Source organism: Pseudonocardia nigra (assembly GCF_019396355.1).
In the GTDB taxonomy this organism is placed as follows: Bacteria; Actinomycetota; Actinomycetes; order Mycobacteriales; family Pseudonocardiaceae; genus Pseudonocardia; species Pseudonocardia nigra.
Window position 1 is genome coordinate 14,086 of the sequence record NZ_JAHKRK010000054.1, and the last position, 23,916, is coordinate 38,001.

23 protein-coding genes and 1 pseudogene are annotated in these 23,916 nt (G+C 74.4%); 9 read left to right on the top strand and 15 right to left on the bottom strand.

Features of this window, described 5'->3' with window-relative positions; translation table 11 throughout:
* Positions 1 to 2 precede the first annotated feature (2 nt).
* From KME75_RS15985 to KME75_RS46785, 4 genes are all read left to right on the top strand, one after another.
* Positions 3 to 1,655: an amidohydrolase gene (locus tag KME75_RS15985; RefSeq protein WP_219415613.1), complete on the top strand. Its 1,653-nt coding sequence runs from the start codon at positions 3 to 5 to the stop codon at positions 1,653 to 1,655.
* Entirely contained in the window at positions 1,648 to 2,955 is a 1,308-nt protein-coding gene (locus tag KME75_RS15990; RefSeq protein WP_219415614.1) for an MFS transporter, read from the top strand. Before KME75_RS15985 ends, KME75_RS15990 begins: the two co-directional genes overlap by 8 nt.
* Positions 2,956 to 3,005: 50 nt before the next feature.
* Positions 3,006 to 3,305, top strand: coding sequence for a thiamine pyrophosphate-binding protein (locus KME75_RS46780; protein ID WP_219415615.1), 300 nt, complete (start codon positions 3,006 to 3,008; stop codon positions 3,303 to 3,305).
* Positions 3,306 to 3,371: 66 nt separating this feature from the next.
* Positions 3,372 to 4,679, top strand: a complete 1,308-nt coding sequence (locus KME75_RS46785; RefSeq protein ID WP_219415616.1) for a thiamine pyrophosphate-dependent enzyme — start codon at positions 3,372 to 3,374, stop codon at positions 4,677 to 4,679.
* 90 nt (positions 4,680 to 4,769) lie between these two features.
* On the opposite strand, the gene KME75_RS16005 is transcribed toward KME75_RS46785, so the two are convergent.
* The 4 genes from KME75_RS16005 to KME75_RS16020 all read right to left on the bottom strand — a co-directional run bounded on the left by KME75_RS16005 (position 4,770) and on the right by KME75_RS16020 (position 7,448).
* A complete protein-coding gene (locus KME75_RS16005) occupies positions 4,770 to 4,919 on the bottom strand; it encodes a hypothetical protein (RefSeq protein WP_219415617.1) in 150 nt (49 codons plus the stop codon).
* A gap of 99 nt (positions 4,920 to 5,018) precedes the next feature.
* Entirely contained in the window at positions 5,019 to 5,450 is a 432-nt protein-coding gene (locus KME75_RS16010; RefSeq protein ID WP_219415633.1) for an Hsp20/alpha crystallin family protein, read from the bottom strand.
* A gap of 112 nt (positions 5,451 to 5,562) precedes the next feature.
* A complete protein-coding gene (locus KME75_RS16015) occupies positions 5,563 to 6,504 on the bottom strand; it encodes a glycosyltransferase family 9 protein (RefSeq protein WP_219415618.1) in 942 nt (313 codons plus the stop codon).
* Between the two features lie 71 nt (positions 6,505 to 6,575).
* Positions 6,576 to 7,448, bottom strand: coding sequence for an NAD(P)-dependent oxidoreductase (locus KME75_RS16020; protein WP_219415619.1), 873 nt, complete (start codon positions 7,446 to 7,448; stop codon positions 6,576 to 6,578).
* A 113-nt stretch (positions 7,449 to 7,561) separates the two neighbouring features.
* On the opposite strand from KME75_RS16020, the pseudogene KME75_RS45910 reads away from it, so the two are divergent.
* Positions 7,562 to 8,230 (top strand): annotated as a pseudogene (locus KME75_RS45910) (AfsR/SARP family transcriptional regulator); the annotation flags it as partial.
* 217 nt (positions 8,231 to 8,447) lie between these two features.
* Positions 8,448 to 10,727, top strand: a complete 2,280-nt coding sequence (locus tag KME75_RS16025) for an ATP-binding protein (RefSeq protein ID WP_308282816.1) — start codon at positions 8,448 to 8,450, stop codon at positions 10,725 to 10,727.
* Here the strand turns inward: KME75_RS16025 and KME75_RS16030 are convergent.
* The gene (locus KME75_RS16030) at positions 10,664 to 11,605 is read right to left on the bottom strand and encodes an alpha/beta fold hydrolase (protein ID WP_219415620.1); all 942 of its coding nucleotides are present in this window, start codon (positions 11,603 to 11,605) and stop codon (positions 10,664 to 10,666) included. The two genes, KME75_RS16025 and KME75_RS16030, sit on opposite strands and share 64 nt — an antisense overlap.
* 82 nt (positions 11,606 to 11,687) lie before the next feature.
* On the opposite strand from KME75_RS16030, the gene KME75_RS45915 reads away from it, so the two are divergent.
* Positions 11,688 to 12,251 (top strand): CGNR zinc finger domain-containing protein, encoded by a 564-nt coding sequence (locus tag KME75_RS45915; protein WP_219415621.1) that lies wholly within the window; start codon positions 11,688 to 11,690, stop codon positions 12,249 to 12,251.
* Entirely contained in the window at positions 12,248 to 12,775 is a 528-nt protein-coding gene (locus tag KME75_RS16040) for a phosphotransferase-like protein (protein WP_219415622.1), read from the top strand. Before KME75_RS45915 ends, KME75_RS16040 begins: the two co-directional genes overlap by 4 nt.
* Here KME75_RS16040 and KME75_RS16045 read toward each other — a convergent pair whose 3' ends face one another.
* Positions 12,776 to 13,012, bottom strand: coding sequence for a hypothetical protein (locus KME75_RS16045; RefSeq protein WP_246632188.1), 237 nt, complete (start codon positions 13,010 to 13,012; stop codon positions 12,776 to 12,778). It lies immediately after the preceding gene.
* Between the two features lie 11 nt (positions 13,013 to 13,023).
* Positions 13,024 to 14,283, bottom strand: coding sequence for a S8 family serine peptidase (locus tag KME75_RS16050; RefSeq protein ID WP_219415624.1), 1,260 nt, complete (start codon positions 14,281 to 14,283; stop codon positions 13,024 to 13,026).
* Positions 14,284 to 14,530: 247 nt separating this feature from the next.
* On the opposite strand from KME75_RS16050, the gene KME75_RS16055 reads away from it, so the two are divergent.
* Positions 14,531 to 15,376 (top strand): fumarylacetoacetate hydrolase family protein, encoded by an 846-nt coding sequence (locus KME75_RS16055; protein WP_219415625.1) that lies wholly within the window; start codon positions 14,531 to 14,533, stop codon positions 15,374 to 15,376.
* Positions 15,377 to 15,452: 76 nt separating this feature from the next.
* On the opposite strand, the gene KME75_RS16060 is transcribed toward KME75_RS16055, so the two are convergent.
* The 8 genes from KME75_RS16060 to KME75_RS16095 all read right to left on the bottom strand — a co-directional run.
* Positions 15,453 to 16,508 (bottom strand): NAD(P)-dependent oxidoreductase, encoded by a 1,056-nt coding sequence (locus KME75_RS16060; protein ID WP_219415634.1) that lies wholly within the window; start codon positions 16,506 to 16,508, stop codon positions 15,453 to 15,455.
* A gap of 2 nt (positions 16,509 to 16,510) precedes the next feature.
* Positions 16,511 to 17,611 (bottom strand): ABC transporter ATP-binding protein, encoded by a 1,101-nt coding sequence (locus tag KME75_RS16065; protein ID WP_219415626.1) that lies wholly within the window; start codon positions 17,609 to 17,611, stop codon positions 16,511 to 16,513.
* Positions 17,608 to 18,717 (bottom strand): ABC transporter ATP-binding protein, encoded by a 1,110-nt coding sequence (locus KME75_RS16070; protein ID WP_219415627.1) that lies wholly within the window; start codon positions 18,715 to 18,717, stop codon positions 17,608 to 17,610. The genes KME75_RS16065 and KME75_RS16070 overlap by 4 nt, the downstream gene beginning before the upstream one ends.
* Positions 18,717 to 19,583 carry a carbohydrate ABC transporter permease gene (locus KME75_RS16075; RefSeq protein ID WP_219415628.1) on the bottom strand — a complete coding sequence of 289 codons (867 nt, stop codon included), beginning with the start codon at positions 19,581 to 19,583 and terminating at the stop codon, positions 18,717 to 18,719. Before KME75_RS16075 ends, KME75_RS16070 begins: the two co-directional genes overlap by 1 nt.
* 3 nt (positions 19,584 to 19,586) lie before the next feature.
* On the bottom strand, positions 19,587 to 20,528 hold the full coding sequence (locus KME75_RS43205; protein WP_219415629.1) for a carbohydrate ABC transporter permease: 942 nt from the start codon (positions 20,526 to 20,528) through the stop codon (positions 19,587 to 19,589).
* 114 nt (positions 20,529 to 20,642) lie between these two features.
* Positions 20,643 to 22,091 carry an extracellular solute-binding protein gene (locus KME75_RS16085; protein WP_246632190.1) on the bottom strand — a complete coding sequence of 483 codons (1,449 nt, stop codon included), beginning with the start codon at positions 22,089 to 22,091 and terminating at the stop codon, positions 20,643 to 20,645.
* A complete protein-coding gene (locus KME75_RS16090) occupies positions 22,091 to 22,735 on the bottom strand; it encodes a histidine phosphatase family protein (protein ID WP_219415630.1) in 645 nt (214 codons plus the stop codon). The genes KME75_RS16085 and KME75_RS16090 overlap by 1 nt, the downstream gene beginning before the upstream one ends.
* Positions 22,732 to 23,916, bottom strand: a 1,185-nt coding sequence (locus KME75_RS16095; protein ID WP_219415631.1) for an FGGY-family carbohydrate kinase, incomplete at its 5' end; no start/stop codon positions are given. The genes KME75_RS16090 and KME75_RS16095, both read right to left, overlap by 4 nt.

Genomic DNA, 23,916 nt, shown 5'->3' on the forward strand with positions numbered 1-23,916 from the left:
CGATGGAAGTCAACCTGCTCATCCGCAACGCCACGATCGTCACGATGGACGACGGTCAACCCCGCGCGCGGACACTGGCCGTCCACCACGGCCGCGTCCTCGCCCTCGATCCGGACGGCCTGCGCGGGCGCACCGAGATCGACGCGCAGGGCGCCGCGCTGGTGCCCGGGTTCAGCGACGCGCACAACCACATGGCGTGGTTCGGCGCAGCCCTCGACGAGGTCGACCTCACCGGGCTCGGTGACCTCGCGACCCTCTACGACCGGGTCGCCGAGCGCGCCGCGACGCTGGCCCCGGACGCGTTCGTGATCGGCGCCGGCTACGACGACACCGCGATCGGCGGGCACCCGCACCGCCGGGAGCTGGACCGGGCCGCGGGCGGTCGCCCGGTGGTGCTCAAGCACCGCTCCGGCCACGTCACCACCGTGAACAGCCCGGTGCTGGAGCGGATCGGCGTGCTGGACGGCTCCGCCGCGGTGCCCACCGGCGGCGTCGTGGTGCGCGACGAGTCGGGCGACCCCACCGGGACGCTCGAGGAGCAGGCGCAGAACCTCGTGAACGTGCTGCTGGTGCCGTTCGCGACGGGCGACCTGGCCCGCGCGATCGGCAAGGCGTCGGCCGTCTACGCCGCCGAGGGGCTCACGCACGTCACCGAGTGCGGCATCGGCGGCGGCTGGGTGGGGCGGTCGCCGCGGGAGCTCGCCGCCTACCAGCATGCCAGGGCCGCCGGGGACCTCACCGTGCGGGTGCAGCTCATGCCGGTGGCCGACGTGCTGCACCCGCTCCCCGGCCACGCCGAGGACCCGGCCGGGATCGGGCTGGACCTCGGCCTGCGCACGGGATTCGGCGACGACCGGCTGCGCATCGGGCCGGTCAAGATCTTCCTGGACGGCTCCCTGGTCGCCCGCACCGCCGCGATGCTGCACCCGTTCTGCGACCGGCATTCGCACGGCTACTTCCAGGACGACCCCGACGAGATGCGCGCCCGCATTGTCGGCGCCCACGCGGCGGGCTGGCGGATCGCCGCGCACGCGATCGGTGACCGCGCCGTCGATCTGGCCCTCGACGTGTTCGCCGAGATGCAGCGGGTACACCCGCGCGCCGACGCCCGGCCGCGCATCGAGCACGCGGCCGTGACGACCCCGGAGCAGATCGCGCGGATGGCGCAGCTCGGTGTCACGCCGGTGCCGCAGCTGCGGTTCCTGTACGAGATCGGCGACACGATGGCCGAGGCCGTCGGACCGGAGCGGTCGGACGCGCTCTACCGCCACGGCAGCTTCCTGCGCGCCGGCTTGCGGGTGCCGGGCAGCTCGGACCGCCCGGTCGCGTCCGGGGCGCCGCTGCTGGGGATGCAGTCGATGGTCGAGCGGTACTCGGCGTCCGGGGCCGTGCTCGGCCCCGACGAGCGCGTGGACGCGAGCACAGCGCTGCGCGCCTACACCCTCGACGCGGCCTGGATCGCGGGTGAGGAGCACGAGCGGGGCAGCCTCACGCCCGGCAAGCTCGCCGACTTCGTGCTGCTGGAGGAGGACATCACGGCCGTGCCCGCCGACCGGATCGGGACGACCGGCGTGGTCGCGACGTTCGTCGGCGGCCGGTGCACGCACGGGGCAGAAGCAATGGGGCTCGCAGGACAGGAGGGTGAGGATGGCTGAACCGTCGAAGCCGGTGACGGTGACCGACGCCGAGGCGCGCAAGGTCGCGTTCGGCGCGTTCGTCGGCACCGCGCTGGAGTGGTACGACTACTTCCTGTTCGGCACCGCGGCGTCGCTGGTGTTCAACCGGCTCTACTTCGCGAGCGACGACCCCGTGGTCGCGACCGCAGGCGCGTTCGCGTCGTTCGCCGTCGGGTTCGCCGCCCGGCCGCTCGGCGCCGTGCTGTTCGGCCACCTCGGCGACCGGATCGGCCGCCGGAAGTGCTTGCTCATCACCGTGACGATGATCGGTGTCGTCACCGGTCTGATCGGCCTGCTGCCCGACTTCTTCTCGATCGGTGTCGCGGCGCCGGTGCTGCTCACGCTGCTGCGGCTGCTGCAGGGTGTGGCGGTCGGCGGCGAGTGGGGCGGCGCGGTGACCCTCGCCGTCGAGCATGCGCCGAAGGAGCACCGCGGACGCTACGCGGCGATGCCGCAGATCGGCTCTCCGATCGGCACGCTGCTCTCGTCCGGGGCGTTCCTCGCGGTGTCGCTGCTGCCGCCGGAGAGCTTCGACGCCTGGGGCTGGCGCATCCCGTTCCTCGCCGCGTTCCCGCTGCTCTACATCGCGTTCTACATCCGGCGCCGGGTGGAGGAGTCGCCGCTGTTCGAGCAGCTCCTGCGCGAGGACGAGCTGGCCAGCGCCCCGGTGCGCGACGTCGTGCTCCGCACGCCCGTGCAGCTGCTCGTCGGGGCCGGGTCGACCCTGCTCGGCGTCGGCGGCTTCTACCTCGCCACCACGTTCGTCATCGCCTACGGCACCCGCCTCGGGGTCGACCCCTCGGTGATGCTCACGGCCACGCTCGTCGCCGCCGTCGTCGAGATCCTCGTGCTGATCGCGGGCGGCCGCCTCGCCGAGCGGTACGGGCCCGGCCGGATCACGCTGATCGGCGCGCTCGTCTCGGCCGCGTTCGCGTTCCCGATGTTCTGGCTGATCGACACGACGAGCCCGGCGCTGGTGATCATCGGGGTGACGGTGGGCGTCGCGTGCCTGTCGATCCCGTACGCCGTGTCCGGAGCCCTGCTCACCGATCTGTTCCCGGCCCGGCTGCGCTACAGCGGGGTCGCGATCTCGGCCAACGCGGCGAGCGTGGTCAGCGGCTTCGTCCCGCTGATCGCGACCGCCCTGCTCGCGTTCTCCGATGGGGCGTCGTGGTCGGCCGCGCTGCTGCTCGTCGGGATCGCCCTGATCACCGCGGTGTGCGGTGCGATCGCGCCGCGGGTGTCGATCGGCGATGATGCGACGGTCGGCCGTGGCTGAGCGGAGCTTGCGGAGCGAACATCGGCGCGAGCGGAGCGTGCGGAGCGACCATGGGTGCTGAGCGGACGGCGGGCGCGGCGATCGTCGCCCAGCTGGAACGGCTCGGCGTCCGTCGGGCGTACGGGGTGCCGGGCGAGAGCTACCTCGAGGTGCTCGATGCACTGCACGACAGCCCGATCGAGACGGTGGTGTGCCGGCAGGAGGGCGGGGCCGGTTTCATGGCCCTGGCCGAGGCCCGCCTGACCGGCCGGCCGGGGGTCGCGATGGTGACCCGCGGGCCCGGCGCGGCGAACGCGGCGATCGCCGTGCACACCGCGTGGCAGGACGCCACCCCGCCAACGCTTGTCTGATGGATCAACGCCGCCAGGCGGAGATCCATCAGTGAAAACACAGTCCTGCTGGTCGGGCTGGTGCCGGTGGACGACCGGGACCGCGAGTCGTTCCAGGAGTTCTCGCCGACCGGGTGGTTCGGCTCGACGGCGAAGAAGGTGCTGACCGTCGAACGGGCGGACCGTGCGGCGGCGCAGGTCGCCGAGGCGTTCGCCGTCGCTGCGGCCGGGCGGCCGGGGCCGGTCGTCGTCGGGCTGCCGGAGGACGTGCTCGTGCAGCCCACGTCGGCGCCGCTCGCCGCGCCGCGCGCCGTGGCCTCCGGGGCGGTAGCGCCCGCACAGCAGGACGCGCTGGCCGAACTGCTCGACGCCGCCCGCCGCCCACTGGTGGTGCTGGCCGGCGACCGGTGGACCGCCGACGCCGCCGCGGCCGTGACCGCGTGGGGCGAGCGGCGCGGCCTGCCGATCGCCACCGACTGGCGCACCCAGGACGTCGTCGACGCCGCGAGCCCGTCCTTCGTCGGATGGCTCGGCTACGGCCGCAACCCGGTGCTCGCCGACGCCCTCGACGCCGCCGACCTGCTGCTGTTCGTCGGGTGCGGGTACGCCGACGTGCTGTCGGGCGGCTACCGCGGCGGGTCGGCGGACGCGGTGACAGTCGTCGTCGACCCGGACCCGGAGCTGTCCACCCACCAGCGCCGCGTGGACCTGCACCTGCTCGCCGACCCGGCGGCGTTCGCCGCCGCGCTGCCCGGTGACGGCGCCGAACCCGACCCGGCCTGGGCGAAGCGGCTGCGCGCGGCGCAGGAACGGTTCGCGACGCCCGGTGCCGACGCGGGTGGGCGAGGCGTCGACCTCGACGCCGCGATGGCGGTGCTCGCCCGGCGGCTCGCGCCCGACGCGATCGTCACGTACGGGGCGGGCAACCACGCGGTGTGGGCGCAACGCTTCCTCCCCCACCGCAGCTACCCGTCACTGCTGGCGCCCCGCAACGGCGCGATGGGTTTCGGCGTGCCCGCGGCCGTCGCGGCGTCGTTGGTCCACCCCGGGCGGCAGGTGGTGTCGGTCGCGGGCGACGGGTGCTTCCTGATGAACGGGCAGGAGCTGGCCACCGCGGTGGCCCACGGCGCCACCCCGCTGGTGCTCGTCGTCGACAACGGGCAGTACGGGACGATCCGCGAGCACCAGGAACGCGAGCACCCCGGTCGGGTCAGCGGCACCGCGCTCGTCAACCCGGACTTCGGGGCGTTCGCCCGCTCGTTCGGCGCGCAGGGCGAACGGGTGTCGACGACGCGGGAGTTCGAGGCGGCCCTGGACCGGGCGCTGGACAGCGGCCGGGCGGCGGTCCTGCACCTGGACGTGGACCCGGAGGTACGCGCCCCCCACGGCACCTGACGCCCCGCCCCTCCCCGAACGTCAGGAAAGCCACGTTCCGGACGCTGAGCGTCAGGAACGTGGCTTTCCTGGGGGACGGGCGACTGGCGCTCAGTCGCCGCCGAACTCCGCCGCCTCGCGTTCGGCGTCGGTGCGGTCGTCCACCCCGCTGTCGGTGGGGCGGGCCGTGTCCTCGCCGCGGACCTCCGCGGTCGGCTCGCTGGCTGCTTCGTTGCCGTCGTCGGGCCCGGTGGAAGTCATGCCTCCGGGTTCCCCGCCCGGCGCGGCCGCACACCGCGGACAGCGGAACGGCCGGCCGGGGAAGGTCCCGGCCGTCGTGTCGCCGTGCGCGGCGGCGGATCAGCGGGTGATCTCCCGCGGCCCGTCGCCGGCGCTGACCTCGACCCGGCGCGGCTTGGCCCGCTCGGCCACCGGGATCCTCAGCGTGAGAACACCGGCGTCGTAGCGCGCGTCGACGCGCTCGCTGTCGAGGGTCTCGCCGAGGAACAGCTGCCGGGAGAACACCCCGTGCGGCCGCTCAGCCACCACCGTCTCCACCGGCTCGCCCTCCGCCAGCCGCCGCTCGGCCTTGACCGTGAGCACGTTCCGCTCGACGTGGAGCTCGATCGCCTCCGGGTCGACGCCCGGCAGGTCGAAGTGCACCACGAACTCGTCGCCGGAGCGGTAGGCGTCCATCGGCATCGCCGTGGGGCGCGACCAGGTGCCGGTCTGACCGAGGAACTGCTGGGTCAGCCGGTCCAGCTCGCGGAACGGATCGGTACGCATCAGCATCGTCATGCCTCCTCGCGGAACTCGTCCCTGCCCCGGGCTGCCGGAGCAGCCCGAGCACCTCCTTCAATGGGCAGTGCAGGCTTTCTGTTCCCACCAATGAAGATTTTTCCGGTCAACTCCTCATCGGCCGGGCGGCAAGCACGTCCGTCACGGCGGCGAGCACGTCCGGGACGCCCACACCAAGCAGCGCCGGATCGGGCTCGGCCGCGAACGGGTCGCCGCGGCGCAGCTCCGCCACCGTCAGCGCCCGGTGCGGCTCGCGCTCCGGCGGGCCCCACTCCTCGATCGGGGCCGGGCCGAACAGCACGACCGACGGGGTGCGGTAGGCCGAGGCCAGGTGCCCCGCCCCGGTGTCGCCGCTCACGAGCAGCCGGGCGGAGGCGATCAGCGCGGTCAGCTCGCCGAGCCCGGTCTCGCCGGCGAGCACCGCCCCGGACGGCAGCCCGGCCGCCGCGGCGACGGCCAGCGCCCGCGGGCGCTCCTTCGCCGAGCCGGTGAGCACCACGTCGTGCCCCTCGCGGTGCAGCTGCGCGGCCACCGCGGCGAACCGCTCGACCGGCCACTGCTTCGCGCCGTACCCGGCTCCGACGTGCACCACCGTCGCCCCCGGCACGGGCGGCGCGACCGACGGCGGGTGCAGCAGCAGGTCGTCGGGCTCGGCCGGGATGCCGTGCGCGACCAGCAGGTCGCACCAGCGGTGCCGCTCGTGGCCGCCGGGCCGCCACGGCGGGCCCGGCCAGCCCGGCGCCGCGTGCCCGATCCGGCGGCTCGGCCGCAGCGCGTCGAGCACCGGGTTGCTCTCGGCGGCCACGCCGTGCAGGTTCACCACGACATCGGCACGCGGCGGACCCGGCAGCGGGGACAGCCCCTGGGTCGGTTCGAGCCGGTCGACGGCACCGATCGGCTCCACGAGCGGCGCCAGCCAGCCGTGCGTGGCCAGCGTGATCTCGTGGTCGGGAAAGGCCCGGCGCAGCGCGCGCAGCGCCGGCACGATGACCAGCAGGTCACCGAGGTTCAACGCGCGCAGCACCACCATGCGCGGGGAGGCGGCCATGGCGAGCGCGTACCCGCTTCCCCCCTCGTCACGCGGACCGGCCCCGGACTCCCCCGTCCGGGCGCGCCGGGTCAGGGCTTCCGCATCACCTCGATCAGGCTCGTCCAGCTGTCGCGGCCGTGGCCGCGCTCGATGGCGCGGTCGTAGAGCGACTTCACCGCGTCGGGCAGGGCGCTGTCGATCCCGATGCTGCGGACCGTTCCCACGATGTGGTCGGCCGTCGCCCCCATCATGGTCGCGTTCGCCAGGTCGCCCGGGTGGTCGTCCTCGTCGATCGCCTTCGCCGTCTCCTCCAGGTACATCGCGATGTCGTTGGCGTTCTGCACGGCGTACGGCAGGAACTCCCGAGCCGGCACACCGGCCGCGCCGATCATCGCGAACGTCTGCAGGTGCGTGGCCAGCGAGGTCAGGAACACCTGCAGCTGCGCCTGGTAGTACAGCTGCGCCAGGCCGTGGTCGGCGCCCAGGTACTCGGTGCGGCCGATCACCGCCAGCGTGTCGGCGTGGGCGTCGAACGCCTCCCGCGGGCCGCTGTAGAACACGAACGCGGGGTCCTTGCCCACCAGCGGGGCCGGCGCCATCACACCACCGGTCACCAGCTGGGCACCGCGCTCGGCCAGCCACCGGCCCGCCTCCCGGGTGACGTCCGGGGTGTCGGAGCTGAGGTTGACCACCACGCGGCCCGCCACGGCCCCGCCGGCGTCGCCGAGGATGTCGTACATGGCCCGGTAGTCGGTGAGGCTCAGGACGACCAGCCGGTTCGCGGCCACCGCGTCCACCACGGTCGCGGCCCGGGTCGCACCGGCCGCCACCAGGTCGTCCGCCCGGGAGGCGGTGCGGTTCCAGACGGTGACGGGATGCCCGGCCGCCAGGAACGAGCGGACCATCGCCTGCCCCATCGGGCCCAGGCCGATGACGGTGACTCCGCTCGGGTTCGTACTCATCGCTGCGTTCCTCTCGTCGTTCGCTGACGAGGACCACGGTGCGCCCCGGCCCGCACGGTTTCCTGTGGATCGGCGCACGGCCCGCTGTCGGTGCCCCCCGCTACCGTCACGACATGCGTTTCGGGGTGCTGGGTCCGCTCACGTTGTGGGACGCCGACGGCCGCCCGGTGCGCGTGCCCGAGGCGAAGGTCCGCGCGCTGCTGGCCGACCTCCTCGTGCACCAAGGGCGCCCCGTGTCGGCCGACCGGCTGGCCGCGGACCTGTGGGGCGAGCGGCTCCCCGGCAACCCGGCCAACGCCCTGCAGACGAAGGTCTCGCAGCTGCGTGGCGCCCTGGCCGCCGCCGCTCCCGGCGGGCGCGCGCTGGTGGCCCGGCGGGGGCCGGGCTACCAGCTGGAGATCGAGCCGCACACCGTCGACGCGCACCGGTTCCGGGCGCTCGTCGCGCAGGCGCGCGACATGCCGGAGCCGCGCGTTCGGGCCGCCCTCCTGGCCGATGCGCTCGCGCTCTGGCGGGGGCCCGCACTGGCCGACGTCGCCGACGAGCCGTTCGCCGCGCCGGAGGCTCGGCGGCTGGAGGACGAGCGGCTCGCCGCGCAGGAGGACGCGGCGGAGGCGCGGCTCGCGCTCGGCGACCACGGCCTGCTCGCGGGCGAGCTGGGCCACCTCGTCACCCGGCACCCGCTGCGGGAACGGCTGCGCGCGTTGCACATCCGCGCCCTGCACCGGGCCGGACGGCCGAGTGAGGCGCTCGACAGCTTCACCGACCTGCGCAGGCGACTCACCGAGGAGCTCGGCCTCGACCCGGGCCGCGAGCTCACCGAGCTGCACCAGGCGATCCTGCGACAGGACCGCGCCGTGATCGGCGAACCGCCGCCCGCCGAGCGGCCCCGCACCAACCTCCCCGCACCGGTGACCGAGCTCGTCGGCCGGGCGGAGGCGGTCCACGCGGTCGGCTCGCTCCTGGACGGCGCCCGGCTGGTCACGCTCACGGGGCCGGGTGGGGTCGGCAAGACGCAGCTGGCGCTCGCCACGGCCCGCACGGCCACGCAGCGACGCCACCTGGCTCGTCGAGTTCGCCGGCCTCGACGCGCACGTCCGCGACGCGCACGAGGTCGTGGAGGTCGTGGCCGCCGCCATCGGCGTCCGCGAGGAACCGGGCGGCCGCGGGGCGCTGCTCGAGCACGTCGCCGGCGTCCTGCGCACCACCGACACGCTCCTGGTCCTGGACAACTGCGAGCAGCTGGTGGAGCCCGTGGCCGCGGTCGTCGCGCGGTTGCTGCAGGCCGCGCCCCAGCTGCGCGTCCTCGCCACCAGCCGCGAACCGCTCGGGGTGGGCGGCGAGACGCTCTGGGCCGTCCCGCCACTCGACGTCCCGGCGGCCGATTCCCTCACGGCCGTGCAGCAGAGCACGGCGACGCAGCTGTTCGTCGCGCGGGCCGCCGCGGCGGCGCCCGGGTTCACCCTCGACGCGGGCAACGCCGCCGCCGTCGCCGCGCTCTGCAGGCGGCTGGACGGGATGCCGCTGGCCCTGGAGCTGGCCGCTACCCGCATCCGGACGCTCGGGGTGGCCGAGCTGCTCAGCCGCCTCGACGACCGGTTCCGGCTGCTGCGCGCCGAGCGCCGCCGCGACCTGCCGGCCCGCCAGCAGACCCTGCGCGCCACCATCGACTGGAGCTGGGAGCTGCTCACCGGCGCCGAACGCATCGTGCTGCGCCGGCTCGCCGTCCATGCCGACGGATGTGGGCTCGACGCCGCCGAGGCGGTCTGCGCCGGCGGCGAGGTCGCCGCCGACGACGTCCTCGATCTGCTCGCCCGGCTGGTCGACCGCTCGCTCGTCGTCGCCGACCACCGCGGCCCGGCGCCCCGGTACCGGCTGCTCGAGACCGTCGCCGCCTACGCGCTCGAGCGGCTGCACGACGCGGGCGAGGCCGAGGGACTGCGGCTGCGGCACGCGCACCACTACGCAGCGCTCGCCGAACGCGCCGCCGCCCGCCTGCGCGGCCCCGACCAGGGGTCGTGGCTCGAGCGGCTCGACGCGGAGTCACCCAACCTGCGTGCCGCCCTCGACACCGCCGTGCAGCGGCGCGACGGGGCGCTCGCACTGCGCATCGCCACCGCCCTCACCTGGTACTGGTTCCTCCGCGGTCGGCTCGGCGAGGCCCGGCGCGCGCTCGCCACCGCTGCGGCGCTGCCCGGCCCGGCAGCCGCCACGGCGCAGGCCGCGGCCTGGCAGGCGGGCCTCGCCGTCCTCGACGGGGAGCCGCGCGACGACGTCGCCTTCGCGGGCGTCGATGCGATCGACGATCCCACCGAGCGGGCGCGGGCGCTGTGGTTCCTCGGCTACGTCCTCTCCACGGTCGGCGACATGGGCGCGGGCGAGCACTTCACCCGCCGGGCGCTCGCCGACTTCCGCGCGCTCGACGACCGCTGGGGGATCGCGGCCACCCTCTCCGACCGGTTCAGCCAGGCGATGACCGCGGGCGACTTTCCGGCGGCCGAGGCGGCCGCGCTCGGGAGCGCGAAGCTGTTCGCCGAGATCGGCGACCGCTGGGGCCAGGTGCAGGCGTCGTTCGCGCTCGGCACGCTCGCGTCGCTCGCCGGCGACTACGACCGGGCGGCGCGGCACCACCACGAGGGGCTGCAGTGGGCCGAGGCGCTCGGGCTGTGGCCGGAGGTCTCCTATCAGCTGTCCTGGCTCGGGCGCGTGTCCCTGCTCACCGGCAGGCCCGAGCAGGCGCAGGAGTACCACGAGCGGCCGGTGCGGCTCGCCGTCGAGCAGGGCTCCACCACCGCGCGGGTGTACGCGCAGATCGGGCTCGCGCTTGGCGCCCGCAGCCAGGGCAGGTTGGATGAGGCGGAGAAGCACCTGCACGAGGTGCTGCGGTGGCACCGGCAGGTGGGCTTCGAGCCCGGCGCCGCGCTGGTGCTGGCCGAGCTGGGGTTCGTGGCCGAGCACCGGGGCGACGCGGAGGCGGCCGCCCGGCTGCACCGCGAGGGCCTGGCCATGGCCCGGCGCACGGGCAATCCGCGCGCGGTCGCCCTCGCGCTGGAGGGGCTCGCCGGTGCGCACGCGCTGGCCGGCGAGGCCGAGCGGGTGGCCCGGCTGCTCGGCGCGGCCTCCCGGGCTCGGGAGTCGGTGGGGCGGCCGCTGCCGGCCGCGGAGCGGGGCGACGTCGACCGGATCGCCGCCGCGGCGCGGCGATCGCTCGGCGATCAGGAGTTCGCCAGGGCGTTCGCCCGCGGGGAGGAGGCGGGGCCCGACGGCGTTCCGGAATGATCGAGCGCGGGATCGGCGGCCGTCCGGTCCACGAACGCGGCGATCAGCGGGGCGATCTCGGGGAGGTTCTCCTCGAGCGCGAAGTGCCCGGTGTCGAACACGTGGAGCTCCGCGTCCGGGAGGTCACGCAGGTAGGCGTGGGCGCCCGGCTCGGTGAAGAACGGGTCGTTGCGGCCCCACACGACCAGCGCGGGCGGGCGGTGTTCGCGCAGCCACTGCTGCCAGGCCGGGTAGCGCTCCACGTTGGAGTGGTAGTCCAGCGCCAGCGCGGTCTGGGCGGCCGCGCGGCCCGGCAGGTCCAGGAAGTGCTGGTCGAGGGTCCACCCGTCCGGCGCCACGAGTGACGCGTCGGAGCTGCCGCCCTCGTACTGGCCGCGGGTGACCGACAGCCGGAACAGCTCCTGCACCCGTTCCGCCGCGCCGGGCACACCGGGCCGCTCGGCGATCGTGTCGCGGGCCGCGGCGGACAGGCCCTCGGCGTAGGCGTTGGCGTTCTGGATCACGAGCCCGGCGATCCGCTGCGGGCGCCGCTGCGCGAGCCGGAAGCCGACGGGGCCGCCGAAGTCGAACACGTACATCACGAACCGCTCCAGGCCGAGCGCCACCACGAAGCCCTCCACCACGTCCGCGAGCGCGTCGAACGAGTAGCCGAAGTCGGCAGGCACCTCCGTGTGCCCGAAGCCCGGGTAGTCGGGGGCGACGAGGTGGTAGCGGGTGCCGAGGGCGTCGATGAGGCGACGGAACTGGTGCGACGCCGACGGGAAACCGTGCAGGAGCAGCACGGTCGGGGCGTCCGCCGGGCCGGCCTCCCGGTAGAAGACGCGGACACCGCCGACGTCGACGTGGCGGTGGTGCACCCGAGGGATCGTGAGAGGCATGTTCACACTCCTTGTCGGCGAGATGAGGCATTAATACTGGTATTGATCTAACGTGTCAACTCCGTGAAGTAGCATTAGCGGCGTGGATCCCGCGCCCCTCGTCGGCGAGCCGCTCGCGCTCGACCTCGTCAACACCGTGACGGGCGACCCCGACGGCGACGGCACCGTTGATCTGCTGGCCACGCACGACGCCCTCCGCTCCTGGCTGCACCTGCAGTCCGACCGGCTCGGCGCGGCCACGGGCGAGGTCGACCTCGCGGCCCTGCACGCGCTCCGCGCGCACGTCGCCGACGCGGTCGAGCACGCCCGCCGCGGCGAGGCCCCACCCGGGCCCGTGTTGCGCGCGCTCACGGCGGCGGGCCGGGCGGCGCCCGCGTACTTCGAGCTCGCCCACGACGGCAACGCCGTTGTCGCGCAGGTCAGGCGCAGCGGGGACCCCACCCGCGACCTGCTGGCCCGGCTCGCCGAGGCCGCCGTCGATCTGCTCACCGACCCGGCCGTGCGCAGCGTCCGCGCCTGCGAGGGCCCGGGCTGCCGGCTGCTGTTCCTGCCGGCGCACCCGCGGCGCCGCTGGTGCTCACCGGCGCTCTGCGGCAACCGCGTGCGGGTGGCGCGGTACTACCAGCGACACAAGGGGGGAACGTGACCGCGTACCTCGTCAGGGGGATCCAGGCGGCCGGGAAGTCGACGGTGGCCCAGGCACTCGCCGAGCGACTGCCTGGACCTTCGGTGCACGTGCACGGCGACATCTTCCGGCGCTGGATCGTGAACGGCCGCGAGAGGATGACCCCGGGCGCGGGCCCGGAGGCCCACCGGCAGCTGCGCCTGCGCCACCGGTTGACGGCGACGGCCTGCGACGCCTACGCCGACGCGGGTTTCACGCCGGTCGTCCCGGACGTCGTCCTGGGCCCGGAGCTCGAGTTCCTGGTCGGGGCGATCCGGGCCCGTCCGCTGCGGGTGGTCGTCCTGGCCCCGCGGCCCGTCGCCGTCGCGGCGCGCGAGATGGCCCGCAGCAAGGACAGCTACGGCATGTGGACGGTCACGGCGCTGGACCGCGTGCTCCGGGAGGAGACGCCCCGCATCGGGTTGTGGCTCGACACGTCCGGGCTCTCGGTCGCCGCGACCGTGGACGAGATCCTGCGGCGCGACGCCGACGCCGCCGTCCGGTAGCTACTGCACCCCGGCGTCCGGCGGTGGCAGCCGCACCGTCCGCTGCCGCTCCACCGCCACCACGCCGGCCAGCTGCCCGAGCGCCTCGGCCGCGGGCGTCTCCACCGAGCCGGTGATGACCCCCACCGGCCGCAGCACCTGGTCGACGTGCATCCCGGCCGCGCGCAGCCGTTCCACGACCTCGTCGATGTGGTCGACGTGGTCGTCGCCGACCGACACGGTGATGTGCTCGGGCATGGTCATCTCCCTCAGGGCGGCGGGGCCTGCACCAGGCCCGCGCCGACGTCCTCCGACGGCAGCGGCAGCCGCCGCGCCGAGCGCACGAGCTGCGCCCACAGCGCCTCGCCGGTGGCGCCGGTCCGCTGCGCCCAGAGCGCGGCGATCCCGGCGACGTGCGGGGTGGCCATGCTGGTGCCGGAGATCGTGTTGTGGTGCTCGAGCATCGGCCAGGACGAGTAGACCGCGACGCCGGGGGCGGCGAGGTCGACCTGGCCACCCGCGAGGCCGGAGCTGCGGGCGGAGAAGTCGGCAACCGCGAGCGTGTTGTCCACCGCGCCGACCGCCATGATCGACGGGCTGTTGGCGGGAATGCCGACGAAGCCGGGATCGCCCTCGCTGCGTGAGGCGTTGTTGCCGGCCGCGGCCACGACGAGCGTGCCGGCGGCCAGCGCCCGGCGGCCCACCGTCTCGTAGGCGGTGGAGATCTCGTTCACGTCCGCCCCGAGCGACATCGAGATCACCGTGGCACCGCTCGCGATGGCCCAGTTCATCCCGGCGAGGATCTCCGCGTCGGTGCCGGAGCCCGCGTCGCTGAGCACCTTCCCCACCAGGATCCGCGCCTCGTGCGCCACGCCGTAGCGGCGACCGGACTCCGGGGCGAGCGGCCCGCACGCCGTGCCCGTGCAGTGCGTGCCGTGGCCGTGCCCGTCCTGCGGCTCCTCGCCCTCCACGAAGGACCGGGCCTCGATCTCGCGGCCGGCGAAGCCAGGGTGGGTGAGGTCCAGGCCGGTGTCCAGCACCGCGATCACGGTGCCCGCGCCCGTCTCGACCGCCGCGGGAACGCCGGTGGCCTGCAGCCCCCACGTCAGCTCGGGGGTGTCCTCGAACTCCGGCGCCGTCGGCTCCGGCAGACCCTCGGCCGCCACGGAGTGCAGGTACGCCGCGGCGTCCCGGAACCCCCGCAGGTACTCCTCCGACACCGACCCGCCCAGCGCGTGCAGCACCCGCTCCGGCTCGACCGAGAGCACCCGCTCGTCGGCGGCGACGGCCGCGACCCGGTCCGGTGGGATCGTCGCGACCGCCACGCCCAGCTCCGCGAACAACGTGGGCTGCGGGCGGGCGCCCGGCTCACCGCCCCCGCGGGTGCTCGTGACGTCCTCCGCGCCGAGCAGGTCGCGCAGGGCCGCCCGGCTTGCGTCCTCGTCGCCGAGCAGCGCCGGACCGAGCACGATCAGATGGCGTCCCGTCCGGGGTGCCGGTCCGGGCCGCTCACCGGTAGCCACGCTCATGTCGCCTCCTCGCCGGCGCTCGTCGGCGGCATTCGCGAATGTGCTGTGTCTGATGGTGAGCTCGCAGGCCCGCTCACGCTGGTTCCCCCTCGCCGGTCGATCAGGCCCGAGTATGTCGGCCCCGGCCCCGCGCCGCAGCCCCTCGAGCGAGATCGCGCCCATTGCTCTCCCCAGGCCGTCGGAGGGTGCGATCTCGTTTCTCGCGGAACAATGCGGGAGCAGCCCCAGCCATCCCGGGAGGACACCCATGCGCCTGGCGACCATCCGCACCGACGGCACCGAGCTCCCCGCCGTCGTCGACCCGCAGCGGGGCGTCGCCCGCGTCGCCGACCTGTTGCCCGGGTTCGACGGCGACGTGCTGGCGATCCTGGTGGAGGGCCGCTGGGCCGAGCTGGCGAAGCTCGCCGACGCGGCACCGGACACGGTGTTCGCCGAACGCTCGGCCGTCGCGTTCGGCGCGCCCTACCGCCACCCCCGGCTGATCTGTGGGATCGGGTTGAACTACGTGGACCACGCGGCGGACCTGTCCGAGCAGGTGCCCGAGGAGCCCGCCTCCTTCATCAAGGGCGACCACACGGTGATCGGCCCAGGTGAGCCGATCCCGCTCCCGTCGCAGAGCATGCGCACCACCGCCGAGGCCGAGCTCGGGCTGGTCATCGGCCGGTACTGCCGGAACGTGTCGGAGGCCGACGCGCTCGACCACGTCGCCGGCGTGGTCGCCGTGCTCGACCAGACGGCCGAGGACATCCTGGAGCGCAACCCGCGCTTCCTCACACGGTCGAAGAACTTCCCCGGCTTCTTCTCCTTCGGGCCGGAGATCGTGCCGCTCGCCGAGGTGCTCGGCGCCGCCGACCTGTCCGCCGTCGAGGTCTCCACCGTCCTGAACGGGCAGGTGCACCGCACCAACTCCGTGGCCCGGATGCGTTTCTCGCCCGAATTCCTCGTCAGCTTCCACAGCGCGGTGATGCCGCTCCAACCGGGCGACATCATCTCCACCGGTACCCCGGGTGCGGCCCACATCCGCCCGGGCGACACCGCGGAGTGCCGCATCCCCGGGGTGGGCGTGCTGACCAACCCGGTGGTGCAGGGATAGGCGGGCGTGCACACCGCCCGCTGACCGTGCACACCTCCGGCGGTGTGCACGGTGGCCGTCCGGTATGCACGGCCGCTCAGGTCGGCGGGCCCGCCAGCACGTCGGGGTTCACGCAGTGTTCCGGCGGCTCGCCTGCGAGCACGCGTGCCACCTCGCCCGCGATCCGGGCGGCCGACTCCTCCGCCACCTGCCGGGACGCGCCGGCGAGGTGCGGGGTGGCCAGCACCTCGGGGCGCCGGGGCAGGGGGTCGTCCGGGGCGGGCGGTTCGGGGTCGAACACGTCGAGCACGGCGGCGCGCAGGTGCCCGGAGGCGAGCGCGGCGTCCAGGGCGCGGGTGTCCACCAGCTCGCCGCGGGCGGTGTTGACGAGCACCGCGCCGGGCCGCATGCCCGCGAGCGCGGCCGCGTCGACGATGTGGCGGGTCTCGCCGGTGAGCCGGGCGTGCAGGCTGACGACGTCGCACTCGCTCAGCAGCTCCGGCAGGTCGACCAGGCGCACGCCCGCCCGCTGAGCGGCCGCCGGGTCGGCGTACGGGTCGGCGGCCAGCACCCGCGACCCGAACGCCCGCAGCAGCTCGGCCACCCGCAGCCCGATCGCGCCCAGGCCGACCAGCCCGACGGTCGCCGCGCGCAGCTCGAGGCCGGTGCGGTCGTAGCGGAACCCACCGCCGTCCCACTGCCCCGCCGACAGCTGCGCCGCCGCGGCGGGCAGGCCGCGCATCGCGCAGATCATGGTGCCCACGCAGAACTCGGCGACGGCCCCCAGGTTCCGGCCGGGCAGGTGGACGACCGGCACCCCGGCGGCGGTCGCGGCCGGCACGTCGACGTTCACCGGCCCGCCCCGGGTCACCCCGACCACCCGGAGGCTGCCGCGGCCCGCGGCGAGCACGTCCGCCGTGATCGGGGCGAGGTGGGTGACGAGCGCGTCGGCGCCGCGCACCAGCTCCGCGAGGCGCTGCGGGTCGCCCGCCGCCTCCCGCACGCCGTCGACCTCCCCGAACGGGGCGGTGGGCCACGGAGTGTCGAGGACGTCGAACTTCCCGGCGAGCCCCACCCGCTCCAGCTCCACCTCCACCGCCCGGGCGAGGAGATCGCCCGAGATGAACTCGTCCCCGGCGCAGACCACACGCACGGTCATCGGAGCCGCCTTCCACTGCTGACGTCGAACAGGTACACGCGCTCCGGCGGAGCGCCGATCACGACCGGGTCCCCCGCCCGCAGGTTCCGGTCGTCGGCGACCTGCGCGACGACCCGGCCCGGCACACCCGGCAGCTCGACGGTGGCCAGGCCGAACTCCAGCAGGTTCTCGAACACCCGCACGGTGCCCCGGAGCCCCGGCCCGCCCTCGGTGGTGACGCAGTCCTGCGGGCGCACCCCGACCACCACCTCGCGGCCCTCCTCCACCGCCGCCGTCACCGGGAGTGTGCCCGCGTCACCTACCCGGACCGCTCGGCCGCCGTCGACCACGATCCCGTCCAGCAGGTTGATCGACGGCTCGCCCACGAAGTCGGCGACGAACCGGTTCGCCGGGTCGTCGAAGATCTCGTCGGGCGTGCCGAACTGCTGGATCACGCCGCCGTCCATCACCGCCATCCGGTCGGCGAGGCTGAGCGCCTCCAGCTGGTCGTGCGTGACGACGATCGTGGTGTACCCGAACTCGCGCTGCAGCACCTTCAGCTCCCGGCGCACCCGCTGCCGCTGCCCGGCGTCCAGGTGCGACAGCGGCTCGTCGAGCAGCAGAACCGGCGGGTTGCGCACGAGCGCGCGGGCCAGCGCGACGCGCTGCTTTTGCCCGCTGGAGAGGTTGGCCGGGCGCAGCGGCAGCAGCTCGGTCATCTCGAGCCGCTCGGCGATCGCGTCCACCCGCGCCGTCGCGTCCCGGGAGCGGCGGGCCTTGAGCCCGTAGGCCAGGTTGTCGCGGACGGTCAGCGGCGGGTACAGCGCGTAGCTCTCGAAGCCGACGCCGACGTTGCGCTTCCCGGGCGGCAGGTCGCCCACCGACCGGTCGCCGATGACGATCCGTCCGGACGTGACGGTCTCCAGCCCGGCGATCATCCGCAGCGTGGTGGTCTTGCCGCAGCCGGACGGTCCGAGCAGCGCGACCAGCTCGCCCGGCTCGATGTCCAGATCGATCCCCTTCACCGCCTCGAACGACTCGCGGCCGCGGGCGGTGTAGGTCTTGCGCAGCGCCTCCAGTCGCAGCCGCTGCGCCTGCGCCTGCAGGGTTGCCGTCATCGTGCTCTTCCCGTCATGAGGGGCTCCCGCGCGGATCCGAGCCGCGGGCCGGGCTCGCCCGGGCCGAAGACGTGCACGCGACCCCAGTCGACGGACAGCGTGACCTCGTCGCCCTCGCGGACCCGGTGGTCGGCGGTGACAGCGATGACCGGGTGGCCCGCGGCGTCGACCGACAGCTCCACCGACCGCCCGAGCCGCTCGGCGAGCGTCACCCGTCCACGCAGCACCAGCCGACCCTCGGGGGCCGGCCCGTCGACGGCCTCCAGGTCCCGCGGCCGGATCCCGACGCGCACCGCCCCGCCCGCGTCCGCGGGCACCACGACGGCGACCCCGGCGACGCGCGCGACCCCGCCCGGATCGACGGGCGCGTCGAGCAGGTTCATCTCCGGCTGCCCGAGCGACCGCGCCACGAACGTGTCGACGGGCTCGCCCCACACCTGCGCGGGCGTGCCGACCTGGACGAGCCTGCCCTCGCGCAGCACCCCGATCCGGTCGCCCAGCGCCAGCGCCTCCTGGTAGTCGTGCGTGACGTACAGCGTGGTGGTGCCCGACAGCTCGCCGAGCTGCTTCAGCTCGGCCCGCATCGCGGCGCGCAGCTTCGCGTCCAGATGCGAGAGCGGCTCGTCGAGCAGGTACACCTCGGCGGGGCGCACCAGCACCCGGCCGAGCGCGGTGCGCTGGCGCTGCCCGTTGGACAGCTCCCGGGGGTAGCGGCCCAGCAGGTGGTCGATGCCCAGCGTGGTGGTCACCTGGCGGATCCGCTCCGACTGCTGCGCCGATGTCCACGTCCCGTTGCGGCCCGAGCGAAGCGGGGAGGCGAGGTTCTGCTCCACGGTCTTCTGCGGGTAGAGCGCGTAGCTCTCGAACGCCATCGCCACGCCCCGGTCGTAGGGCTCCACGCCGGTCATGTCCCGCCCGGCGATGTGCACCTCGCCGCCTGCGCCGTCGACGAGCCCGGCCACCGACTTGAGCGTGGTGGTCTTGCCCGCGCCGGACGGGCCGAGGATCACGAAGAACTCGCCGTCGGCGAGCTCCAGGTCCAGCCCGTGCAGCGCGACGGTCTTGCCGTAGCGGGCGGTGAGCCCGCGGACGGAGAGCGAACCCATCAGTTCTTCACCGCCCCGAACGACAGGCCGCGCACCAGGTACCGCTGGATCGCCAGCGCCACCAGCAGCGGGGGCAGCGCGGCGATCAGCGCCGCGGCGGCCGTCAGGTTGTAGTACGCCTGCCCGCCTCCCCCGAGGAACCGGGTGACGGCCACGGTCACCGGGGTGTTCCGGCTGCCGGTGAGGATCAGCGGGAACACGTAGTTGTTCCAGGCGAAGATGAACGCGAGCAGTGCCGACGCCGCGATCCCCGGCCGCACCAGCGGCAGCGCCACCATCACGAACGCGCGGCGCCGCGAGTAGCCGTCGAGAAGCGCGGCCTGCTCCAGCTCCGCCGGGAGGTCCTGGAAGTACGACCGCAGGATCCACACGATCAGCGGCATCGTCACCAGCTGCAGCACCCACACCATGCCGACGTTGGTGTCGAACAGGCCGAGCTGGTTGTAGATGACGAACAGCGGGACGATCACCATCAGCTCCGGGGCGAACCGGAACGACAGGATCGTGAACATCACGTCGTTCGACCCGCGGTACTGCCAGCGCCCCGCGGCGTACGCGGCCGGCACGCCGATCACCAGCGACACGAGCACCGCGCCGACGCAGTTGAGCACGCTCGTGAGGATCGCGTCGGTGAAGTCGACGCTCGTCAGGCGCGTGCCCTCGTCGCTCAGCACGGTGGCGAAGTTCTCCAGGGTGGGCGTGAACGCGAAGTAGGTGGTGATCTGCTCCGCGTCGGTCTTGAGCGCCAGCAGCACCATCCAGACCAGCGGGAACAGCGAGAAGACGAACCACGCGAGGAGGACGAGGTCGGCCCCGACGGACGCCGGGGAGAACCGCCGCTGCCCGGGTGTGAGCTCTCTGGCCATGCGCTACTCCTCCGATCCGGCGGCCCGGCGCTGGGCCTTGCCCAGCACGCTCACCAGGTAACGGGCGGTGATGAACACGATCGCCCAGAGCAGCAGCATGTACGTGCTGCCGAGCGAGTAGTTGAGGTTGACGATGGAGTCCTGGTACGCGGCCACCTGCAGCGTCCGCGTCGCGTCGCCCGGTCCGCCCGCGGTGAGCACGTACACGTGGTCGAAGATCTTCAGGCAGTCCATGAACCGGAAGATCACCGCGACCAGGATGTAGGGCCACAGCATGGGCAGCATGAGCCGCCGGAACATGTAGAACCAGCTCGCGCCGTCCACCGCGGAGGCCTCGAACGGCTCCTTCGGCAGCGACCGGATCCCGGCGAGCACGAGGATCGCCACGAACGGCGTGAAGATCCAGACGTCGACGAGCATGACCGACCAGAGCGCCAGGTCCTCGCTCAGCCAGTCGAACGTCGAGCCGAGGCCGAGCACGTGGTTGAGGACTCCGAACTGGGGGTTGAACATCAGGCCCCAGATCACGCCCGCGATGACCGGAGCGATCATCAGCGGCAGGATCAGCACCCGCTCGAAGATCCGCCCGACCAGGCTCGAGCGGTTGAGCAGCAGGGCGATGCCGATGCCCAGCACCGTCTCGACGACGGTGCCCACCACGGCGTACACGGCCGTGGTGCGCACGCTGGACCAGAACGCGGGGTTGGAGAACAGCGTGACGAAGTTGTCCAGCCCGACGAACACCGGCGTGGGCACGACCGCGGCGTAGTTGAGGAACGCGTAGAAGGCGCCGATCACGAACGGGTAGAGGATCCCGACGATGACGAGCACCGCGGGAATCGACAGCAGGTAGGGCCGCAGGCCGCGGCGCCAGGCGGGCACCGGACGCGGAGGGCGGGCCGGAGCAGCGGCGCCGGTGGAGGTGGGCGGGGCGGTCGTGGTCACGAGCGGCCCTCCGTCCCGCCCGCGCGTGACAGCAAGGTGGCCTTACTGCCACTGGACGGCAGCATGGCCACCTTGCTGCGATCCCGGTCGGCCAGTGCGGCGGCGCTGGTCATGTCAGCTCGCCCGGTTGATGGCGGTCGTGTTGGCCTCGGCGAGCGCGTCGAGGCGCGTCTGCACGTCCTGGCCCGCGTAGATGTCCTGCAGGGCGACGGCCCAGTCCTCCGTGGTCTCGAAGAACTGCTTCTGCGGCGTGAACTTGATGTCGGTGGAGTCGATGACCCGCTCGAACGTCTCCTGGTAGCCGGGGAAGTCGCCGAGTGTCTGCTTGAACGCCCCGTCGAACACCGACGCCCTGGTGGGGTCGGCGAACCCGAGCTGCCCGGTCTGCACGGCCTTGGTCTGGGCCTCCTTGCCGGTGGCCCACTGGATGAACAGCCACGCCGCGAGCTTGTTCTTCGCGGCCGAGTTCATCGCGAGCGACCAGGTCCACAGGTTCGTGCCGTAGTTGCCGTCCGGGCCGGCCGGCCCGGGGTGCCACGCCAGGTTGCCGGCCTGCGCGCTGTTGCCCGCGATGTTCTGCGGGTAGGTGGCGGAGTCGGCGTCGTAGACCATCATCGCCGTGCCCGCTCCCAGGTCCGCGGTGCAGTCCGGGTACTCGTAGGTGGTCCACGAGGTGGGGCCGGCGGCGCGGGCGAGGTCCACCCACTTGCGCGTGAACTCCACCGCCTGCGGCGAGTTCATCGTCGCGGTCAGCTGGTCGCCCTCGAGCGTGTAGTCGACGCAGCCCTCGCGGGTGAACTGGGTCATGAAGCCGGGGTGGATGGTGGCCCACGACCGCGAGCCGCGGAACGCGATGCCGTAGGTGTTGTTCGCGCGGTCGGTGAGGTCGGTGGCGAGCTGGACGAGCTCGTCGAACGTCTCGGCCGGCCGGATGCCGCGGCGGTCGAACTCGGCCTTGTTGTAGCAGATGACGTTGGTCTCGAAGCCCCACGGGATGGCCCACTGGCCGCCGGTGCCGAGGGGGCTGCCGAGCTGGAAGTCCCATCGCGTGGAGCGCCGCAGGCCCTCGTAGATGTCCTCGAAGTCGTACTCGGGGTTCGTCGCGGCCGGGTTGTCCAGCCAGGGCTGGAGGTCCTCCATCCACCCGGGAGGGCCGTAGGTCCAGATGAAGTACGCCCCGGTCATGAACGCGTCGTAGTTGCCGGCGCCGCTGGCGAGCTCGGTGTTGAGGCGGGTGAAGTAGTCGGCCTCGGCCACGAGGTCGGCGCGCACGGTAATGCCGGTGAGCTCGGTGAACTCGGCGAGCAGCGGCTGGAACGCCACCTGGTACGGGTGCGGGGTCTGCAGCACCGCGATCTCGGTGCCCTCGGCCATGCGCCAGTCGAACGTGCCGGTGACCTCGGCGGCACCGTTCTCCGCGGCCGGGCCACCACCGCCGCCCACCCCCAGCCCACAGGCCGAGAGCAGGCTCGACGACGCCACCGCGGCACCGCCGAGGCCGAGCATGCGCAGCACGTCCCGGCGGGACGGGCGGGACGGGGTCCAGAGATCGTCGCGGGTCATCAGGTCCTCCGTTGGATCTGAGCGGAACGGGTCGGGACGTTGAGGCCGAGCAGGGCGGGCGGACGGGCGGGGTCGGCGGGCACCCGCAGCCGGGTGGCGGCGGCGTTGTCGAGACGGGGCAGCACGTCGCGGTAGTGCGCGAGCGGGATCCCCAGCCAGGCGCACAGCGCCAGGCGCAGCGCGGTGTTGTGGGCGACGACCAGCACCGAGGTGCCGCAGTGCCGCTCGACGACGCCGCGCAGCGCCCCGAGCACCCGCTCGGCGGCGGCGGCCGGGGGCTCCGCGCCGGGGAACGGGTGGCGCACCGGGTCGGCGACGAACGCGTCGGCGACGGCCGGGTCGGCGGCGCGGAGCTCGGCGAGCGTGCGGCCCTCGGCGATCCCGAAGTCCACCTCCCGCAGGTCCGCCACGACCTCGGCCTCGACGCCCAGCGCCGCGGCCACCGGGGCGGTCGTCTGCCGGGCGCGCGACACCGGCGAGCAGACGAGCACGTCGTGCGGGTGCTCGCGGGCCCACTCGGCGAGGGCGGCCGCCTGGGCGCGGCCGGTGTCGTCCAGCGGGACATCGCTGACCCCGGCGTAGCGGTTCTCGGCGTGCCAGATCGTGCGGCCGTGCCGGACGAGGGTGAGCTGCGTGGAGGTCATTGGACGGCCACCTCCGCCGGCAGCCAGCCGCGCTCGCGCAGCGCGTCGACCAGCCGGTGGTAGCCGTCGGTCAGCTCCCCGGCCCGGGCCGGGTCGGGCTCGAACCGGCGGCGCATCGCCACCATCGACCGCGCGGTCGCGGCCAGCCGTCCGACGGGCGCGGCCGCGAGGACGGCCGAGCCGAACGCCGACCCGGACTCCCGCGGCACGGCGACCGGCCGCTGCAGCACGTCGGCGCGCAGCTGCGTCCACCAGTCGTTGCGCGTGGCTCCCCCGGTGGCGACCACTGTGCCGCCGACGTCGGCGCCGAGGCCCGCGAGCACGTCGAACGCCAGCCGCTCGACGTAGGCGACGCCGTGGGCCACCCGCTGCAGCCGGCCGGCGGCATCGACATCGGCCGGGGCGCCCAGGTCGAAGCCGGTGGCGGCGTCGGCGACGAACGGGAACCGCTCCCCCGTGCCGGCCAGTGGGTAGGTCGCGCCCGCGGGAACCCGCCGTTCCCGCGCGCGTGCCGTCAGCGCGTCGAGGTCGGCGCCGTCGAGGTCCCGGCTCAGTACGCCCGCGCCGATGCTCGACGCCCCGCCCGGCAGCCAGCCGCCGTCGGGGTTGCGGTGGCAGTAGACCGCACCCGCCGGGTCGTGCAGCAGCTCGCTGGTGGAGCCCTTGAGCACGAGCGTGGTGCCCAGCGCCGAGCACCAGTCGCCGGGCGCGAGCGCAGCCGTGGCCACCTGCGCCGCGCAGCCGTCGGTCATCCCGGCGGCGATCGGGGTGCCGGCCGGGATCCCGGTGAGCGCCGCGGCCGCCTGGGACACCGCGGCCACCCGCTCCCCCGGCGTCACGACGGGCGGCAGCAGGTGCGGGTCCACGCCGAGCCGGTCGAGCACGGCGGCGGGCCAGGTGAGCGACACCAGGTCGTAGCCGGTCTTGAGCGCGTGGCTGGTGTCGGTGGGCACCGGGTGCCCGGCCAGCCGGGCCGCGAGGTGGTCGGCCTGGTGGGCGAGCCGGTGCCCGGCCGGAACGGCGCCGCGGTCGGCGAGCCACACGACCTTCGGCAGCGCCCAGCTGGCCTGCATCCGGTAGCCGAGCGCCGACCAGAGCGCGGCGCCCGCGTCCTGGACGCGGGCGGTCTCGGCCGCCGCGCGGCGGTCGTCGTACATCAGCGCCGGGCCGGCCGGCCTGCC